Source organism: Aeromonas sp. PS2Canimalfood6 (assembly GCF_048276795.1).
GTDB classification, from domain to species: Bacteria; Pseudomonadota; Gammaproteobacteria; order Enterobacterales; family Aeromonadaceae; genus Aeromonas; species Aeromonas caviae.
Genome location: NZ_JBLUXC010000046.1, coordinates 1 through 17,596, shown reverse-complemented (window position 1 = coordinate 17,596; position 17,596 = coordinate 1). Strand labels below are relative to the sequence as shown.

Below are 17,596 nucleotides of genomic sequence, written 5' to 3'. Positions count from 1 at the left end.
TAGCGATGTTCTTTGCATCACTATGGCGCCGAGACTATCACCGGGTTTTCGAATCCGCAATGAAAAAACTTGGAACTTTTTATGAAAACCATAGTCACAGGGAAAAATTTGTGAGCTGAATCTCACAATGTTTGCCCCATCAGGGAAAACGTTTACAGCGATACTCTCTGCCTGAACCCCTCTTTTTTGGTGGTTTATTGCAACCCCCTGTTCCTTCATAACATATGTGCAAAGCCGGGGCTGACCCAACTGCTTCTCCCCTGCCTCGACCCGGGCCGCCTGTTGCGGGTATCCTGTTGCTATCCACACCGACACGGCCACACCTTCTTTATGCTATCGACTCGCCTCAAAGCCACCATCCGCAATACCTATCGCCAGATTGCCGATGGTTTACCCGGTTTTGTGCCGCGCAAGGAGCAGAATTTCCTGGTTGCCGAAATCGCCAAGACCCTGACAGGAGAATATGACAGGAGTCGCCGCATCCTGGTGGCCGAGGCAGGCACCGGCATCGGCAAGTCCCTCTCCTATGCCCAGGGGGCCATACCAGTGGCACGGCTGACCCAGAAGAAGCTGGTGATCTCCACCGCCACCGTGGCCCTGCAGGAGCAGCTCATCCACAAGGATCTCCCCTTTTATCACCGTCACAGCGAGCTGCCGTTTCGTTTCATGCTGGTCAAGGGGCGCCAGCGCTACTGCTGCGAGCACCTGCTGGAGCAGGCGGCAAACGGCAGCGAGATGGCCAATTTCGAACTCGACTTCGGCGCATTGAGCAAACACAAGCCATCGGATGCTGACAAGGCGTGCTACCAGGGGCTGTGGCAGGCCTACACCGAAGGCAAGTGGGACGGGGATCGGGACAACTGGCCCAAACCCATTCCGGACCCTTGCTGGGATCGCATCGCAGCCGACCGCCACACCTGCAACAAGGCCCTGAGCCACCATCAGCACTGCCCCTTCCATCGGGCCCGCAACGACATGGACGCGGCAGACGTGCTGGTGGTCAACCACGCCCTGCTGCTCTCCGACCTCACCATGGGGGGCGGCATCATATTGCCGCCGCCGGACGAGTGCATCTATGTGCTGGACGAAGCCCATCACCTGCCCACCATCGCCCGGGATCACGGCGCCGCCAGCGCCAGCATCAAGGGATCCCGCCGCTGGCTGGAAAAGCTGGTGCAAAGCGCGGGCAAGCTGGCCAGGACGCTGAACAAGGAGAGCCTGCTCGATCCCCAGCTCAAACTGCAGGATGCCCTGGCCTCTCTCCAGCCGGATCTCAAGGCCCTCGAGCAGTGGCTCACCAGCAATGATCACCTCTTTGGCGGCGAGCCCCACCACAGATTCGCCGATGGGGTGCTGCCGGATCCCCTGCCCATGCTGGCGGAAAACCTCAAGGAGGCGAGCAAGAAGGCACTGAGGGCGCTGGACAGAATGCAGGGGGCCATCGGCGAGGCGCTCAAGGATGGCGAAATCCGTCGCAAGGAGGCCGAGCCTCTGCTGGCGGAGAGTGGTTTTCACTTGCAACGGCTCGAGAGCTTCTGCGCCCTCTGGGAGATGCTGAGCCGCCATGTTCCCACCGGCAAGACCCCCCTCGCCCGCTGGATGGCCAGAAGCGAAGACGGAGACATCTGGCTGCACGCCTCCCCCATCGAGGTGGGGTATCTGCTGGAGGAGTGGCTCTGGTCCCGCTGTCTCGGGGCCGTGCTGGTGTCGGCGACCCTCACCGCCCTCTCCTCCTTCAGTTATTTTCGCCACCAGGTAGGGCTCAAGGAGCATGACGGTACCCGCTATCTGCGGCTGCGCTCCCCCTTCGACTACCACAAGGCCGAACTCTATCTGCCCAAGATGGCCCATGAGCCCAGTGCCCCCGCCTTCACCCAGGAGTTGATCGATACCCTGCCCCGCCTGCTGGCAGGCAAGGAGGCCAGCCTGGTGCTCTTCTCCTCCTATCGCCAGATGAACGAGGTGGCGGTGGGGCTGCGAGCCAAGGGGATGTCGCTCCTGGTACAGGGGGAAGCGTCCCGCAGCGCCCTGCTCCTCTTGCACAAGCAGAAGTGCGACGGCGGCCAGGCCAGCATCCTCTTTGGCACCGGCAGCTTCTCGGAAGGGCTGGATCTGCCTGGCCACTACCTCACCAACCTGGTGATCACCAAGCTCCCCTTCGCGGTGCCCAACTCCCCCGTGGAAGAGGCGACCGCCGAGTGGATAGAGCAGCGCGGCGGCAACCCCTTCCTGCAACTGACGGTGCCGGAGGCGTCGCGCAAGCTCATCCAGGCCTGTGGCCGCCTCATCCGAAAAGAGGCGGATCGGGGGCGGGTCACCATCCTGGACCGGCGCCTGCTGACCAAGCGCTACGGCAAGGGGCTGCTGGACGCCCTCCCCCCCTTCACCCGACGCATCGAGTGACACGGCTGACGCCCGCCATGCGCTCCCCTGACCCTCATGTCAGGAGGGGGCAGGAAGATAGAAGAGCACGCTGCCCGCAGGGCTCGGGGCAGCGGGATCCACACCGCGCACACCGGAAGGCGCCATAAACGGCTATTGCCGCTGTGGGGCAAACCTGTAAAAATGACCCCCTATTTTTCAGTGGGCAATTGCCTGACTGTTCAAGGAGATGAAATGAAACTGACTGTTCTGGTACCGGCCCTGGCTGGTCTGTTGTGGGCAGGTAGCGCCCTGGCCGCTAGCCAACTGGAAATTACGAATCCCTATGTCATCCAGCTGCTCGATGGCGAACCCGTCAACCCCCAGCTGCTCGACAAAGCCACCGTCTTCTCCCTGGAGCCCGGCAGGCACCAGGTCGTGGTCGCCTTCGAGGGCAACTACTCCAGCCGCAGTGAAACCAAGCTGGTCACCGCCGAGCCCCTGGTGATCAACTTCACCGCCGCCGACAACCAGCAACTCTTCCTCGACTTCAAGAAGCCCCGCAAGGAAGAAGAAGCCAAGCGTTTCGTCAAGGAACAGAACGTCGTTCTGAAAGACAAATCCACCGGCCAGGTCCTGAAATCCGAGCAGTTCGTCATGCCGACCGTGGGTGGCTTCCAGCTGACCCGTGACTATCAGCAGGAGCTGCTGAAGATGGGCAAGGCCTTCAACCAGCCCAAGACCGTTTCCGTCTCCACCGCCGCCGTGATGGCTGCCGCCAGCGCACCGGTGGAAGTGGCCCCGAGCAAGGCCATGAGCAACCCGGAAGCCCTGACCCAGCTGCAAAGCTGGTACAACAAGGCCGATGCGGAGACCCGCAAAGCCTTCCAGATCTGGGTGATCCAGCAGCAGTAAGGCGCATCGCACGCCTGCATCGAGGGGAGCCTGGCTCCCCTTTTTCATACCCGTTCATGGCCGATGCTTCATGTCACTGCGCATCTTCTATCACCCCCACTACTCCGCCCTGACGCTGCCCGAGCGTCACCGCTTCCCCCTGGCCAAGTACCAGGCGCTGTTTGAACGCCTCGTCGCCCTCGACTATCCGCTGGCACAGGCCGCCCCTGCCAGCCGTGAGCAGATAGAGAAGGTGCACGATGCGGCCTATGTACAGGCCGCCCTCGCCGGCACCCTCGATGAAGGGGCCATTCGCCGGCTCGGCTTTCCCTGGTCTTCCCTGCTGATTGAACGTACCCTGCACTCGGTCGGCGCCACCCTGGCCGCCAGCCGCCACGCCCTTGCGCAGGGCTGCGGACTGCAGATTTCCGGTGGCTACCACCACGCACACCGGGGGTTTGGCAGCGGCTTCTGCCTCTTCAACGATCTGGTGATCGCGGCGCGAACCTGTCTGGACGAGGGACTCTGCGAGCGGGTGCTGATCGTGGATCTCGATGTCCATCAGGGAGATGGCAGCGCCGCCCTGTGCACGGGCAGCCGCGACATCATCACCCTCTCCCTGCACGGGGAACACAACTTCCCCCGCCACAAGCCGGCCTCCCATCTGGACTTTCCCCTGCCAAGCGGCATGGAGGACGACGCCTATCTCGAGACCCTGGACCAGGCCCTCGCCCTGGCTCATCGCCTTTACGCCCCTGACTTCATCCTCTATCAGGCCGGGGTGGATGTGCACCGGGACGACGAGCTAGGCTACCTCTCCCTGAGCGACTCCGGCGTGCGCCAGCGCGATGCCATGGTCTTTGACTCTGCGCTTCGCCACGGGCTGCCCATCACCGCCGTACCGGGAGGGGGTTACCGGCGAGACTGGCAGCAGTTGATCCCGCTGCACCTCTCGCTCTTTGAAGTAGCAAGGCACCGGTTTGGTTGAGCGGCACCACCCGGCCCATGACGAAAAAGAGGCGACCCTTGGGTCGCCTCTTCTATATCCGTGCACAGGGATGATGACGCCGTCTGCCCTCAGGCATGGGCCATCGGCGTCGGGTGCTCGCCCATCTTGCGCAGCAGCATCAGCAGATAGACCAGGGAGACCCCGGCAATCACTATGAACAGCAGATGATCCGAGTAGTGCTGCATCAGGAGCGCCGTCAGGGTCGGCCCGAGCAGGCTGCCGATGGTGTAGCTCAACAGCAGCGCCTGGTTCATGGCCACCAGTTGATGCTGCTCCACCTTCTCGCAGGCCCAGGCCATGGCCACCGGATAGAGCGTGAAGCCCGCGGCCCCCAGAATGAACAGCGTCGGTCCCATGGCCGCGTTGCCGAGCATCGCCATGGCCCCCAGGATCACCACCAGCACCTGTACCCGCAACACCGGCAGGCGCCCGAAACGATCAGCCAGACGCCCCACCGGCCATTGCCCCAGGATGCCGGCGCTCACCATCACCGCCATCCAGTAGCCGATGGCCCCGTCGCTCACCCCCTGGTGGTTCAGATAGAGCGGCATCAGACCATAAAGCACCCCCAGCACGATGCCGGAGAGGATGCAGCCGTTCACCCCCAGACGCGCCTGACGCAGGCGCAGCATCGGCCAGACCGGAGTCCTGGCCTGGTGGTTGCCTGACGGACTGGCGATGCGGGTGAACAAGAGCGGCAGCATGGCCGCCAACACCAGGGCGGTCACCCAGGGCAGCACCGCCATCAGCGACGTCGGCACCTTGCTCACCAGCAGTTGCCCAAGCACAGTGCCCACGTAATAGACCATCATGTAGGCGGCCAGCAGGCGACCCCGATTGCGGGCGTTGCCGCTGCACATCAGCGCGCTCTCCACCACCACCCAGATCATGGCGCAGCCGACACCGGCGATGAATCGCCAGGCGAGCCAGCTCCAGAACGCCACGGTAATGCCGAGCCCGACGCAGCCTGCGGCAAAGAGCGCACTGGCCAGGTAGTAACTGCGATTGAAGCCGCAGCGGGCGATGAGTCTGCCCGCCAGCAGGGTTCCCAGCAGGTTGCCGGTGAAATAGGAGGAGCCGACCATGCCGACCTGCCAGGTGGGCAGATGCTCATGGGCGAGCCAGAGCGGCACCAGGGTATTCAATACCGCGATGGCCAGGGTCAGCAACAGCAGGCCACAGAGCAGGAGCAGCACCGGGCGGGAGTATGTGGTCATGGATAGAACCGTGGGGAGAGGCAAAATGCGAGCGCATCATGCCACCGCCTGTGCCTTTGTCAATCGGCACTGAGGCCGGGTCGCAAGGTTTTTCTGCCCACCGTGATGGCAACGCGGCAAGGCCCTCCCCTGACGGGAGCCTCATCCCCTTGATTGGCCGGCACGTTGGTCATGATGAGGAGAAGCGGGCGGTTGAATATCGACCCTGTGCCTCCCTCACGCCAGAGCGCCATGACCAGAAGAGGCGACCCAGGGCCGCCTCTTCTTTCTATCAAGCACAACCTATCGTGCACAACGCCGGTCAGCGCTGGCGCTTCTTGGCGTACTTGCGACGAGCCCGGGCCTGGCGCTCCTCTTCCCGCTCCGCCTTCTCCCTGGCTTTCTGCTCAGCCTCGGCCTGGGCTTCCACTATCTCGACGCTCACCATCTCTGGCGTCTCCAGGGAGATCCGCCCCAGCATGCCGGACCGGAATTCATTGACCAGGATTTCCGAGGCCTTGTGCAGATCCGCAAGCCCCCCCTTGCGCATGAAGCCGCGCTGACGGGCAATGAGATCCAGCAGCTCGATCTCGGTCTCCGGCAGCTCGCTCAGCTGGTAGCGTGCCTTGATGCGCTCCGGATAGGCCTTGATGAAGTAGTCGGCGGCAAACATGGCGATGTCGGCGTAATCGAAGACGGTATCCTTGATGGCCGCCGTGATCGCCAGTCGATAACCGCAGGAGGGCGGGTTGAGCTTGGGCCACAGGAAGCCAGGGGTGTCCGTCAGGATGACGTGGTTGTCGAGCTTGATCCGCTGCTGGGACTTGGTCACCCCCGCCTCGTTGCCGGTCTTGGCGATGATGCGCCCCGCCAGGGTGTTGATCAGGGTGGACTTGCCCACGTTGGGGATGCCCATGATCATGGCGCGCACCCCGCGCAGCTCGAAGTTGCGCTCCGGCAGCATCTCGTGGCACAGGGTCAGCAGTTGCTTGATCATCGTAGGCTCCTGCTGGGTCAGGGGCAGTGCCTTGATCCCCTTCTCCTGCTCCATGTGGGCCACCCACAGCGCGGTGATCTCGGGGTCGGCAAGGTCTGCCTTGTTGAGCACCTTGATCACCGGCGTCTCCCCGCGCAGCTCCGGCACCAGGGGGTTCTCGCTGGAGAAGGGGATGCGGGCGTCGAGCATCTCGATGATGACATCGACCTGGGGCATGACCTCTGCAATCTCTTTGCGGGCCTTGTGCATGTGGCCGGGGAACCAGTTGATGGACATATCCGTTACTCTCTCATTGGCATGCGGTCCCCTCTCGGGGCTGCGGGCGCTCGGGGTTGCGGGTGCGTGGTGATGCGCCAGACCGCTGGCACTCATCGCAAGGGGGCGCATTTTACCTGCTGCGGCCCCGATTTGACAGGCTATTCTGGCCGGGTGTTGTCACCCGGGTGGCCGGATGCCCGCCACGCCACCGGGAGGTGAGTGGCAGAACACAATCAACATAACCCATTGATATAAGATAACATTTGCAAGGCGCTTTCACCGTATTGTCATCTCTCTTCACTAAAAGTGTCATCTGCCCCCTCTAGGCTGCGCTCAGGTTTCACAAGGAGCGAACCCCAATGAGAAAGATGGCAGGACTTGCAGTGATGATAGGCGCCGCCCTGGCCGCCGGCTGCAACTCCAACAACGACAGCAACACCCCGGAACCCAGCGCCAAGAACGTGATCTTCTTCCTCGGCGACGGCATGGGTCTCAACACCCTCACCGCCTCCCGGATCTATGGCGTCGGCGAAGAGGGCAGCCTCACCATCGACACCCTGCCGGAAACGGCCTTCATCAAGACCTTCTCCCACGATGCCCAGGTGACCGACTCGGCCCCCTCCATGGCGGCCTACATGACCGGGGTCAAGAGCAACAACGGCGTCATCAGCATGGACAGCGACGCCACCCAGGAGAGCGATTGCAGCCAGAGCGGCGGCAAAGCGGTGACCACCCTGCTGGAGCTGGCCAAGGCCGATGGCCGCGGCACCGGCGTGGTCACTACCACCCGGGTCACCCACGCCACCCCGGCCGCCACCTATGCCCATATCTGCAACCGGGATCTGGAGGCTGATATCGCCGTCCAGATGGTGCCGGGGGGCAGCGGTTACAACAGCGCCCTGAAGGAGGGGCTGGACGTAGTGCTCGGGGGCGGCAGCGGCTTCTTCCTGCCCAGTGCCGACAAGGGCAAGCGGACCGATGGTCGAAACCTCATCGACGAGATGAAGGCGAAGGGCTATCAGTTTGCCGCCACCCTGGACGAGCTGAACCAGGCCGATGCGAGCAAGCCGCTGCTGGGCCTGTTTGGCTCAAGCCACATGAAATATGACCTGGACCGGCCCGCCAGCGAGCCGTCACTGGCCCAGATGACCCTGGCCGCCATCAAACAGCTCAAGGACAAAGAGAAGGGCTACTTCCTGATGGTGGAAGGGGGGCGCATCGATCACGCCCTGCATGACACCAACGCCAAGCGCGCCCTGCAGGATACCCTCGCCTTCGACAACGCCATCCAGGCCGCCATCAATGAAGTGAAGAAAACCGATCCCGAGCTGAAAAACACCCTGATCGTGGTCACCGCCGACCATGACCACACGCTTGTGCTCAACGGCTACGCCAAGCGCACCGGCAAGACCACGGCAGGCAATGCGGGCGTGCTCGGGCTGGTGAAGAACTACGAGACCGGCGAGCCGAGCAAGGATAGCGATGGCATGCCCTACACCATCATCGGCTTTGGCAACGGCTACAACCGGGTGGACGGCCCGCGCAGCAGCGTGGCGGCCCTCGACGACGCCACCACCTCCGCCGACGACTATCACCAGGAGGTGGTGGTCAAGGTGGGCGAGATAGGCAACGAGACCCACGGCGGTACCGATGTCTTCCTCGGCGCCATCGGCCAGGGAGCGGAGCGCTTCCACGGCTCTCTCGACAACACCGCCGTGTTCGGCAAGATCAAGGCTGCGGCCAAGCTGTAAGGGATTATCAGGATGAACATCACCATGAAAAAGACGCTGGTCTGCACCGCCCTGCTCGGCATGCTTGGCGGCCTCTCCCAGGCGCACGCCGCCGATGCCAAGAACGTCATCCTCTTTATCGGTGACGGCATGGGTCCCACCGTGCTCACCGCCACCCGCCTGTTCAAGGTGGGGGAAGAAGGGGATCTCGAGATGATGAAACTGCCCCAGAGCGCGCGCATCAAGACCTTCTCCCACGATGCCCAGACCACGGACTCCGCCCCCTCTATGGCGGCCTACACCACCGGCGTCAAGATGAACAACGAGGTGATCGCCATGAGCAGCGACACCAGGGCCGTGGCACCGTCCAAGGATGCCAACGGCAACAAGGGCATCAACAACTGCACCAGCGACAACGGAAGCCCGGTGCCCACCCTTCTCGAGCTGGCCAAGGCGGCGGGCAAGTCGGTGGGAGCCGTCACGACAACGGAGCTGACCCATGCCACCCCGGCGGCGACCTATTCCCATATCTGCCACCGGGATGCGGCCTACGCCATCGCCGAGCAGGCGGTACCGGGCGGCGCCGGCTTCAACCAGGCGCTGGGGGATGGGGTCGATGTGCTGATGGGGGGCGGCGCCAACCACTGGACGCCCTACAGCGCCAGCAACAAGGGCGGCCGGGCCGACGGCCGGGATCTCACCGCCGAGCTGACCGCCCGGGGCTACCGCTATGTCACCACCAAGGATGAGCTCTCTGCCGTCAACTCGGGCAAGGTGCTGGGGCTGTTCAGCACCAAGTCCCACCTCGACTACGAACTGGACCGCGTCGCCAAGGGGGCGGCCAGTACCCAGCCGTCCCTCTCCGAGATGACCGCCAAGGCGATCGATCTGCTCAGCCAGAACAGCCAGGGCTACTTCCTGATGGTGGAGGGGGGGCGTATCGACCACGCCCTGCATGCCACCAACGCCAAGCGATCGCTGACCGATGCGGTGGCGCTGGACGAGGCGGTCAAGACGGCCCTCGGCAAAGTGGATTTGAGCGATACCCTGATCGTGGTTACCGCCGACCACGACCACACCATGACCATCAACGGCTATTCCGCCAAGGGCAACAAGGTGCTGGATCTGGTCAAGAACGCCGATGGCTCGACCCAGAACGACGCGGACGGCAAGCCGTTCACTACTCTGGTATTCGGCAACGGCCCCAACCGCCAGGACCAGCGCCCCATCCTTACCAGCGATGAGGTGATGGCGGATGACTACCTGCAGGAGACCGGGGTCAAGCTCAGCTCCGAGACTCACGGCGGTGGCGATGTGATGTTGTTCGCGGGCGGCGCAGGCAGCAGCCAGTTCAAGGGCACCCTCGACAACACCCGGGTGTTCGGCAAGCTCAGGGAGGCCCTCGGCCTGTGATAAAGGGGCCCGGCACCGCGCCGGGCACCTTTTCCGTCGAGCGAGAGACGATGATGAAATATCTGCTTTCTTTATGGCTGCTGGGCAGCGCCCTCTCCTTCCCCCTCCTGGCCGACGAGGTGCCCGATCTGGCCGCCCGCATCCGCTACGTGGACAGGGTGACCGGCAGCGACGGCATCACCCGGGAGAGCCAGTGGCAGGAGAAGTGGCTGCGGGTCGGTGACCAGGTGTGGAGCCAGCGGCTCATTCCCGTTCCCCTGGCCCGTGCCTATCACGCCACCCACGATGCCCGCCCTGGCCACAAGCACTTCACTCACCAGATGGCGGCGCGCTGGGTGACCCGCAGCGAGGGAGACGCACTCCAGTTGCGCTACGCCGATGCCTGGCACAACCAGCTGGTAGAGGTGCCGCAGGAGGAGTACGGCCAGGTGGCCTTCAAGCCGGAGTGGGCGCGGATCCGCCACCTCATCAACCCTTCCCTGCTAGAGGGAATGACACCACTGGATGAGGCCGCCCCCGACCAGGCGAACTGGTACGAGACCCGCGAAGGTCGCCAGCGTACCCGCATCCTCTGGTCGAGCCGCTGGCAGTTGCCCCTGGTGGTGGAGTCGGCAAGCCTCGACGGTTATCGCAGCTACCGGATGGAGGTGACGCTCAAGCCGCTGCCAAAGACCCTCCCCTGGCAGCAGCTGGCAGGGTACCAGACCCTGGACCTGCGGGATTTCTTCGACTGATCCCCCCAGGCGGCAATCGCCTGGCTGACATGGCGTAACGGGATGTTACACTCTCTGTACTCATCCCGGATCCGAACATCCATGCGCCTTGTTACTCTGCTTCTGCTGCTCTCTCCCCTGATCGTCTGCGCCTTTTCGGCCCGTGCCGTGGTCGTCGTGGCCGCGGACATTCCCCCCTATGTGATCCGCGCCCAGCAGGGTGCGCCGAGCGGCATGGCCATCGAGGTGCTGGAGGAGGCTGCCCGCCGCCTCGGGGAACCGCTCGAGATCGAGTTGATGCCGCTGGCTCGCGCCCTCAGCCAGGCCAGCCACCGCCCTGATGTCCTGTTGTTGCCCCCGGCCCGAAACCCCCAGCGCGAACCACTGTTTCTCTGGATTGCCCCCCTGCTGGAAGAGGCCTTCGTGCTGGTCAGCCATCGCCGTCACCATCCAGCGCCGCTCTCCATGAAGACACTGCCTGGCCTCACCGTTGGCGTGATGCGTGGCTCCCATAGCCAGAGCCTGATCCAGCCGCTGACAGGAGTGACCAGGGAGCTGGTCACCGAGGAGGTCAGCAACGCCAGCAAGCTGGCGCGCGGCCGTATCCAGGCCTGGGCGGTGGCCTGGAACACCGCCCGTTACAACCAGCAGCGGGCGGGTCTGCCGCTCCCGGATCTGGTGCGGGGCGAGACCTTGCAGCAGAGCACCCTCTACCTGGCCGCCAGTCCCCGCTTCTCCCGCAGCGAGGCGCTGCGCTGGCGCCGGGTCATTCAGGAAATGAGGGAAGATGGCAGTCTCGCGCGCATCCTGCACCAGTACGATTACCAGGCTCCCTGATGAGAAAGTCAGCCCAATTGCCAAACCACCCCAGAATGGTTATGGTATCTCCATGAAAGCAATCATGATTTTTTCCAGTACGCTCACACCCCGCTGAGCCCCCGCCCTCGCCCCGCTGCGCGAGTCGCTCGGGGGCATCGCTTTTGCTGTCTGCTTTTTACCCTTGCACCGTTTTTTGTCGACCAGTCTGCCCGTCATCCTGGTCCCTTCAGTCATTGATAAGGAAATACCCTATGAAACAGCCTCATCTCGTCATCTCCAGCCTGGATCTGGATCGCATCGAACAGCTGCTTGGCAACCACCCCCAGCACCTTGCCCTGCAAGAGGAGCTGGATCGCGCCGAGATCCGCGAACCCGCCGACATGCCGCCGGACGTGGTGACCATGAACAGCACGGTGCGCTTCAAGATGCAAAACAGCGGCAACGACTTCTGCCTGACGCTGGTCTATCCGAAGGATGTGCAGGGGGACGAATCGAAGATCTCCGTGCTGGCGCCAGTGGGCAGCGCCCTGCTGGGGCTCAAGGTGGGTGACAGCATCGCCTGGCCGGGGCCGGCCGGTCGCACCATCCAGGTGGAGATCCTGGAAGTGGTCTATCAGCCGGAACGCGCGGGGGAGTTGCACCGCTGACAGGCTGCCAGGCTGCCATTCAGGTCTGATGCGACCAGGTGGCTGACTCGGTATGCCTTTGTCCGGTCGGAGCCGACGGCCACCGGCCGGGCATGATCTGACGGGGGATCAGGCCCCCTGACAGATCCGGTTCTTGCCCTCCCGCTTGGCCTGATAGAGAGCGCGATCGGCCTGGCTGAACAGGGTGTCAAAGTGCCATTCACGGGCGCTGGGCACCCACCCCAGGCTGGCCGTCACCCGGACCCCCTTCAGCCCCAGCGTTTCTATCCCCTGGCGGATCTGCTCGCAGCGCGCCTGCTGGGCCAGGGGGGCCCACTCGGGCAACAGCAGCACAAACTCTTCCCCGCCGAAGCGGCTGGCCACCAGATCCCGCTGGCCGGCAAGATAGCGACCCACCGCCTCCAGCACCCTGTCCCCGGTCTCGTGACCGTGGCGATCGTTGATCTGCTTGAAGTCGTCGAGATCCAGCACCACCAGCGCCCCCTGCCTTGCCATCGTCACGCAGTGGTCCATGAAGCCGCGCCGGTTCAGGAGGCCGGTCAGGGAATCCTGGCTGGCCTGTCGACGCAGGGCCAGGGCCCGGTACTGGGTACAGAGCAGAAGCACCCCGAAGGTCGACAGATAGTTGCCCATCAGCATGGAGAGGAAGGGGAGCACATTGACCGCATGCTGATCCATCAGGACCCGCACCTCGCCGCCGAGCAGGGCCCCCATGCGCACCAGATTGAAACCGTAGAGCAGGATGTTGACCACGGTGAACACCAGCACCGCAGGCAGATAGTCAGGGTAGCCATGGCGCCAGATGAGCCAGACAATCACCGCCCCCACCATCATGTAGCTCAGGCAGGCCAGCAGCACCCGGGGGGCCATCTTGTCGTTGAAGATGACGCTCCAGCAGAGGATCAGCAGATAGACCAGCATGAAGAGGGTGAATGCCCGCCAGTTTGGCGGCTCCCCGAAGAAGCGCTGGATGGCGAGTGGCATCAGGGCGAGGCAGAAGGTGATGAGCAGGTTGGCCAGCCAGATCCCCGCGATATGGGGGGAAAATGCCTGCATGAAGAAGAGCGATTGCGCCGCCAGGGCACAGAGGCTGGACCACCACCAGAGCCCGAGACCGGGTATTTCCCTGTGGGTCCACCAGATGATGGAGAGGGTGATGAATCCCAGGCTGTAGCCCCCGAGGGCCATCAACATCAGGGTAAATACGTCCAGATTGAGCAGAATTGAGGCGTCCATTCCCGAACCTTCCAATGGGGATGGCTGAGTATATGGGAAGCCCATGACAAGACACAGAGGGAGCCTATGGGCCGGGCAAAAATATTTGACCGGCTCGCACGCCTCATTCCCCGTGAAGCGTGCCGGACAACGCCCTGTCTGTGCCCGGATTTTCCACCGAGACGGCAGCCGGATATTTTGCACTTGAACCGGCGCCATTAGATAGATATGTTGTTTTCATGTGGTTTTATGAGTCACCACGAGGGATAAAAGTCTCCATAACTTATTGAGTCTTCTGGCACAAACAGGTTTTGGTACATTTTTCATCCAACGAACCATTCATAGAATCTCATATGGGGCTTTTGCCCCGACCAAGACAATAATCCTGTCTTGCCTGCTGCCGGATGCAGCAGTCTCTTGTGCCATGGAGTCGCACGGGAGCAGGTTCAAGGCCGACCACATTTACGACAGAGACGTCATTTATGATCAAAAAACTCATTCTTTCTACCCTGCTGCTGTGCGGGCTGGCCAACGCCGCGCCCACTTCCACCCTGGATGCCGTACTGGAGCGCGGTGTGCTGCGGGTCGGCTTCGATGCCGGCTATCAACCCTTCGAGATGACCAACAAGCAGGGCCAGTACATCGGCTTTGACGTGGATCTCGCCAAGATGGTCGCCAAGGAGATGGGCGTGAAGGTGGAGTTCGTCAACACCGCCTGGGACGGCATCATCCCCGCGCTCTTGACCGACAAGTTCGACGTCATCATGGGCGGCATGACCGTCACTCCCCAGCGCAACCTGCGCGTGAACTTTGCCGATCCCTACATCGTCGTCGGCCAGACCATCGTGCTTCGCAAGGACAAGGCGGGCGAAATCAAATCCTTCCAGGACCTCAACGATCCCAAATACAAGATCGCGGTCAAACTCGGCACCACCGGCGAGCAAGCGGTCAAGCGCATGATCCCCAAAGCCACCCTGCTGCAGTTTGAAACCCAGGATGACGCCAAGCTGGAAGTGATCAACGGCAAGGTGGATGCCTTCGTCTACGACCTGCCCTACAACGCCATTTTCGCGTCCCAGAACCAGGGCGCCGTGGTACACCTCGACAAGCCGTTCACCTTCGAGCCGCTGGCCTGGGCCATCCGCAAGGGAGATCAGGACACCCTCAACTGGTTCAACAACTACCTGCGCCAGATCAAGGGCGACGGCAGCTACGACCGTCTCTACAAGAAGTGGTTTGAATCCACCGCCTGGCTGAACCAGCTCAAATAACCTCTCAAAGGGGCGGCATGCCGCCCCTTCACGCAGACTCCCCACACGATAACGACAAAAGAGGTTGTGACAGTGATCAACCCCAAACTCACAAGACAGATGGAAAAACAGCCCAATCAGCTGCTCTGGCACGGGATCTTCCTGCTGCTGGTGCTGGCCGCCATTTTCGGCATCTACAAGGCCGTGCAGGCAGTGGATTACACCTGGCGCTGGGAACGCATTCCCCAGTACATCGCCTATCAGGCAGAACAGAAACACTATGCCGAGTTTGACGGCACCGTGGTGGCGGACAAGGGACAGCTCTTCCTGCAAGACGATCTCGACCCCAACCGCCGTCAGGCCATCGCTCCCAAGGGCTCCCAGCTGGCTGAAGGGGATACCGTCTTCCTCGGCGATACCCTGGATGTGCAGCTGAGCTGGACCGCCGGCCCCATTGCCTGGGGCGTCTGGGTCACGGTCAAGCTCTCCCTGGTGGCAGGCATCTTCGCCATCCTGCTTGGCACCCTGGCCGGACTCGCCCGCCTCTCCCCCAATCCGGCCCTGCGCAACCTGGCTGTGACCTATGTGGAGCTCATCCGTGGCACCCCGTTGCTGGTGCAGATCTTCATCGTCTATTTCTTTATCGGCACCGTGCTGAACCTCGACCGATTCACCGCTGGTGTGGCGGCGCTCGCGGTCTTCACCGGCGCCTACGTGGCGGAGATCGTGCGCGCCGGCATCAGCTCCATTCACAAGGGGCAGATGGAAGCGGGCAGAAGCCTTGGCATGACCTCGGCCCAGACCATGCGCTACGTCATCCTGCCCCAGGCCTTCAAACGGGTGCTGCCACCGCTCGCGGGTCAGTTCATCAACCTCATCAAGGACTCCTCTCTGGTCTCCGTCATCTCCATCACGGATCTCACCAAGGCGGGGCGCGAAGTGGTCAGCTCCACCTTCAGCCCGTTCGAGGTGTGGTTCACCGTGGCTCTGCTCTATCTGGTGCTGACCGGCACTCTCTCCTTCCTGGTGCGTCGTCTGGAGGTGAAATATGCGCGCAGCAACTGATCCCGTTATCAAGGCGCCATCGGTGTCGAAACGTTCTGCCATCACCGGCACTCCCTGCCCCTTCCCGGTGCGTCGTCTGGAGGTGAACTATGCGCGCTGCAACTGATCCCATCATCAAGGCGACCGGTGTAGAGAAGTTCTACGGCACCGAGGTGCACGCCCTGAAAAACGTCAGCACCCAGGTGGCCGAAGGGGAAGTGGTGGTGATCGTGGGGCCGAGCGGCTCGGGCAAGTCGACCTTCCTGCGCACCCTCAACCAGCTGGAAACCATCAACGATGGCAATATCGTGGTCGACGGCATCAGCCTCACCGAACCCGGGGATGTCAACAAGCTGCGGGAAGAGGTGGGCATGGTGTTCCAGTCATTCAACCTCTTCCCTCACCTGACGGTGCTGGACAACATCACCCTGGCCCCCCAGAAGGTGAGAGGGCTCTCTCGCCAGGAGGCAGATGAGCGAGCCAAGGCCCTGCTGCTCAAGGTCGGTCTCTCCAACAAGGCCCAGAGCTACCCCTCCCAGCTCTCCGGCGGCCAGCAGCAGCGGGTGGCCATCGCACGGGCGCTCGCCATGCAGCCGCGCATCATGCTGTTTGACGAGCCCACCAGCGCCCTCGACCCCGAAATGGTGGGAGAGGTGCTGGACGTCATGAAGGGGTTGGCCCGCGAAGGGATGACCATGGTGGTGGTGACCCACGAGATGGGCTTTGCCCGGGAAGTGGCGGACAGGGTGCTCTTCATGGAGAGCGGCGAGCTGCTGGTGGACGAGAAACCCGCCGACTTCTTCGACAATCCCCCCTCCCCGCGCCTGCGCCAGTTCCTGAGCCAGGTGCTATAACCCGCGATGCACCAGCACGAAGAGGGAGCCCATGGCTCCCTCTTCTATGCTTGCCTTCCCCCCAGATCATCTCCCTGGCGCATTGCTTGCCACAGCCTTTTGCCATCGGGTTGTCACCACGCCAACGAGCAAGGATGTTAATGAAATTTTAAATTCATCCGGTATGCTGACATCCAACTGGTCCAACCGGATGGCTCACATGGATGTGCAACTGCTCCTGCTCTACCTCTCGCCCCTCTTTCTGGTCTTCATCGGCTGGGAGATGTTCTACCTGCGAAAACACGGCGCCGCCTATCCCACAGCGGGCTACCAGTGGAAGGATCTCTTCGCCAATGCCACCCTGGCACTGATGCATCAGGGGGGCGATGCCCTGGCAGCCATTGCCATCGCCTATCTCTATGACACCCTCTGGGGCTGGCGACTATTCGATATCGAACTGAACCTCTGGAGCCTCTTGCTGCTCTTTCTGTTGCAGGATCTCTGCTACTGGCTGTTCCACTTCGCAAGCCACCATGTGCGCTGGCTCTGGGCCTCCCACGTGGTGCACCACAGCTCGGAGCGGCTCAACCTCTCCACCGCCTTTCGCCAGAGCCTGATGTACCCGGTCTCCGGCATGTGGCTGTTCTGGATCCCCATGATCCTCATCGGCTTCCCCCCCGAGGCGGTGGTGGCCACCGTGCTCTTGAGCCTGGGTTTTCAGTTCTTCGTCCACACCCAGGTGGTGGGCAAGCTGGGCAAACTTGAATGGATCTTCAATACCCCCTCCCACCACAGGGTGCACCACGCCAGCAACGCCAGATACATCGATCGCAACTTCGCCGGCGTGCTCATCATCTGGGATCGGCTGTTTGGCACCTTCGTGGAAGAAGACTTGGGCGAGCCGTGCCGTTTCGGCATCACCAAGCCAATCCACAGCTTCAACCCGCTCACCCTCACCTTCCACGAGTGGCGCGACATGCTGCAAGAGGCCCGGGGCCTCCCCTGGCGGCAAAAGCTCGCCGTGCTGTTTGGCAAACCGGCGGGCCCCACCAGCGGTTGACCCACCGACCAGAATAAAAAAAGAGCGCCCAGGGGCGTAATGCCGATCAGTTAAGGATCCATTGACCGATCCTCAGGCTGTGTAAGAATCCGAAACTCCTTGTTGGGTTTCGGATTTTTTTATGCGTATCGACCAAGCTCTCGACTTCATTCACGCC

16 protein-coding genes are annotated in these 17,596 nt (G+C 62.4%); 13 read left to right on the top strand and 3 right to left on the bottom strand.

All coding sequences use genetic code 11. The annotated features are described in order from the left end of the window. The first annotated feature begins 330 nt into the window (after nucleotides 1-330). The 3 genes from dinG (at nucleotide 331) to ACNPAA_RS16300 (ending at nucleotide 4,243) form a co-directional block, all read left to right on the top strand. Nucleotides 331-2,403 carry an ATP-dependent DNA helicase DinG gene (gene dinG, locus ACNPAA_RS16310; protein WP_039040269.1) on the top strand — a complete coding sequence of 691 codons (2,073 nt, stop codon included), beginning with the start codon at nucleotides 331-333 and terminating at the stop codon, nucleotides 2,401-2,403. A gap of 213 nt (nucleotides 2,404-2,616) precedes the next feature. Beyond that, nucleotides 2,617-3,276: a DUF2057 domain-containing protein gene (locus tag ACNPAA_RS16305; RefSeq protein ID WP_039040268.1), complete on the top strand. Its 660-nt coding sequence runs from the start codon at nucleotides 2,617-2,619 to the stop codon at nucleotides 3,274-3,276. A 70-nt stretch (nucleotides 3,277-3,346) separates the two neighbouring features. Continuing rightward, nucleotides 3,347-4,243 (top strand): histone deacetylase, encoded by an 897-nt coding sequence (locus ACNPAA_RS16300; RefSeq protein ID WP_109112852.1) that lies wholly within the window; start codon nucleotides 3,347-3,349, stop codon nucleotides 4,241-4,243. Nucleotides 4,244-4,332: 89 nt separating this feature from the next. Here ACNPAA_RS16300 and ACNPAA_RS16295 read toward each other — a convergent pair whose 3' ends face one another. Both ACNPAA_RS16295 and ylqF read right to left on the bottom strand, forming a co-directional pair. Next, nucleotides 4,333-5,481, bottom strand: a complete 1,149-nt coding sequence (locus tag ACNPAA_RS16295; protein ID WP_417891867.1) for an MFS transporter — start codon at nucleotides 5,479-5,481, stop codon at nucleotides 4,333-4,335. A gap of 301 nt (nucleotides 5,482-5,782) precedes the next feature. Next, entirely contained in the window at nucleotides 5,783-6,733 is a 951-nt protein-coding gene (gene ylqF, locus ACNPAA_RS16290; RefSeq protein WP_039040265.1) for a ribosome biogenesis GTPase YlqF, read from the bottom strand. Nucleotides 6,734-7,074: 341 nt separating this feature from the next. On the opposite strand from ylqF, the gene ACNPAA_RS16285 reads away from it, so the two are divergent. From ACNPAA_RS16285 to rnk, 5 genes are all read left to right on the top strand, one after another. Next, a complete protein-coding gene (locus ACNPAA_RS16285; RefSeq protein WP_109112850.1) occupies nucleotides 7,075-8,466 on the top strand; it encodes an alkaline phosphatase in 1,392 nt (463 codons plus the stop codon). Between the two features lie 24 nt (nucleotides 8,467-8,490). Next, nucleotides 8,491-9,858 carry an alkaline phosphatase gene (locus ACNPAA_RS16280; RefSeq protein WP_408768227.1) on the top strand — a complete coding sequence of 456 codons (1,368 nt, stop codon included), beginning with the start codon at nucleotides 8,491-8,493 and terminating at the stop codon, nucleotides 9,856-9,858. Nucleotides 9,859-9,908: 50 nt separating this feature from the next. Next, complete coding sequence (locus ACNPAA_RS16275) at nucleotides 9,909-10,592, top strand: hypothetical protein (protein WP_029314749.1); 684 nt, start codon at nucleotides 9,909-9,911, stop codon at nucleotides 10,590-10,592. Between the two features lie 81 nt (nucleotides 10,593-10,673). Next, nucleotides 10,674-11,408 carry a substrate-binding periplasmic protein gene (locus ACNPAA_RS16270; RefSeq protein ID WP_010675251.1) on the top strand — a complete coding sequence of 245 codons (735 nt, stop codon included), beginning with the start codon at nucleotides 10,674-10,676 and terminating at the stop codon, nucleotides 11,406-11,408. A 233-nt stretch (nucleotides 11,409-11,641) separates the two neighbouring features. Continuing rightward, nucleotides 11,642-12,037 (top strand): nucleoside diphosphate kinase regulator, encoded by a 396-nt coding sequence (gene rnk, locus ACNPAA_RS16265; protein WP_010675253.1) that lies wholly within the window; start codon nucleotides 11,642-11,644, stop codon nucleotides 12,035-12,037. Between the two features lie 108 nt (nucleotides 12,038-12,145). On the opposite strand, the gene ACNPAA_RS16260 is transcribed toward rnk, so the two are convergent. Next, a complete protein-coding gene (locus tag ACNPAA_RS16260) occupies nucleotides 12,146-13,273 on the bottom strand; it encodes a GGDEF domain-containing protein (RefSeq protein ID WP_171865822.1) in 1,128 nt (375 codons plus the stop codon). Nucleotides 13,274-13,734: 461 nt separating this feature from the next. Here ACNPAA_RS16260 and ACNPAA_RS16255 point away from each other — a divergent pair, with 461 nt between their 5' ends. The 5 genes from ACNPAA_RS16255 (at nucleotide 13,735) to ACNPAA_RS16235 (ending at nucleotide 17,439) form a co-directional block, all read left to right on the top strand. Continuing rightward, the gene (locus ACNPAA_RS16255; protein ID WP_010675255.1) at nucleotides 13,735-14,523 is read left to right on the top strand and encodes a transporter substrate-binding domain-containing protein; all 789 of its coding nucleotides are present in this window, start codon (nucleotides 13,735-13,737) and stop codon (nucleotides 14,521-14,523) included. Nucleotides 14,524-14,622: 99 nt separating this feature from the next. Further along, nucleotides 14,623-15,567, top strand: a complete 945-nt coding sequence (locus ACNPAA_RS16250; RefSeq protein WP_043153893.1) for an amino acid ABC transporter permease — start codon at nucleotides 14,623-14,625, stop codon at nucleotides 15,565-15,567. Then, nucleotides 15,551-15,673, top strand: a complete 123-nt coding sequence (locus ACNPAA_RS16245) for a hypothetical protein (RefSeq protein ID WP_257692682.1) — start codon at nucleotides 15,551-15,553, stop codon at nucleotides 15,671-15,673. The genes ACNPAA_RS16250 and ACNPAA_RS16245 overlap by 17 nt, the downstream gene beginning before the upstream one ends. Further along, complete coding sequence (locus ACNPAA_RS16240; protein ID WP_043153855.1) at nucleotides 15,657-16,400, top strand: amino acid ABC transporter ATP-binding protein; 744 nt, start codon at nucleotides 15,657-15,659, stop codon at nucleotides 16,398-16,400. Before ACNPAA_RS16245 ends, ACNPAA_RS16240 begins: the two co-directional genes overlap by 17 nt. A gap of 199 nt (nucleotides 16,401-16,599) precedes the next feature. Then, entirely contained in the window at nucleotides 16,600-17,439 is an 840-nt protein-coding gene (locus ACNPAA_RS16235; RefSeq protein ID WP_043153890.1) for a sterol desaturase family protein, read from the top strand. Nucleotides 17,440-17,596: the final 157 nt, after the last annotated feature.

Excerpts from the sequence above, each read along its gene's own strand:
- dinG (WP_039040269.1), top strand. The coding sequence starts at position 331 with ATGCTATCGACTCGCCTCAAAGCCACCATCCGCAATACCTATCGCCAG.
- ACNPAA_RS16305 (WP_039040268.1), top strand. The coding sequence starts at position 2,617 with ATGAAACTGACTGTTCTGGTACCGGCCCTGGCTGGTCTGTTGTGGGCA.
- ACNPAA_RS16300 (WP_109112852.1), top strand. The coding sequence starts at position 3,347 with ATGTCACTGCGCATCTTCTATCACCCCCACTACTCCGCCCTGACGCTG.
- ACNPAA_RS16295 (WP_417891867.1), bottom strand. The coding sequence starts at position 5,481 with ATGACCACATACTCCCGCCCGGTGCTGCTCCTGCTCTGTGGCCTGCTG.
- ylqF (WP_039040265.1), bottom strand. The coding sequence starts at position 6,733 with ATGTCCATCAACTGGTTCCCCGGCCACATGCACAAGGCCCGCAAAGAG.
- ACNPAA_RS16285 (WP_109112850.1), top strand. The coding sequence starts at position 7,075 with ATGAGAAAGATGGCAGGACTTGCAGTGATGATAGGCGCCGCCCTGGCC.
- ACNPAA_RS16280 (WP_408768227.1), top strand. The coding sequence starts at position 8,491 with ATGAAAAAGACGCTGGTCTGCACCGCCCTGCTCGGCATGCTTGGCGGC.
- ACNPAA_RS16275 (WP_029314749.1), top strand. The coding sequence starts at position 9,909 with ATGATGAAATATCTGCTTTCTTTATGGCTGCTGGGCAGCGCCCTCTCC.
- ACNPAA_RS16270 (WP_010675251.1), top strand. The coding sequence starts at position 10,674 with ATGCGCCTTGTTACTCTGCTTCTGCTGCTCTCTCCCCTGATCGTCTGC.
- rnk (WP_010675253.1), top strand. The coding sequence starts at position 11,642 with ATGAAACAGCCTCATCTCGTCATCTCCAGCCTGGATCTGGATCGCATC.
- ACNPAA_RS16260 (WP_171865822.1), bottom strand. The coding sequence starts at position 13,273 with ATGGACGCCTCAATTCTGCTCAATCTGGACGTATTTACCCTGATGTTG.
- ACNPAA_RS16255 (WP_010675255.1), top strand. The coding sequence starts at position 13,735 with ATGATCAAAAAACTCATTCTTTCTACCCTGCTGCTGTGCGGGCTGGCC.
- ACNPAA_RS16250 (WP_043153893.1), top strand. The coding sequence starts at position 14,623 with ATGGAAAAACAGCCCAATCAGCTGCTCTGGCACGGGATCTTCCTGCTG.
- ACNPAA_RS16245 (WP_257692682.1), top strand. The coding sequence starts at position 15,551 with ATGCGCGCAGCAACTGATCCCGTTATCAAGGCGCCATCGGTGTCGAAA.
- ACNPAA_RS16240 (WP_043153855.1), top strand. The coding sequence starts at position 15,657 with ATGCGCGCTGCAACTGATCCCATCATCAAGGCGACCGGTGTAGAGAAG.
- ACNPAA_RS16235 (WP_043153890.1), top strand. The coding sequence starts at position 16,600 with ATGGATGTGCAACTGCTCCTGCTCTACCTCTCGCCCCTCTTTCTGGTC.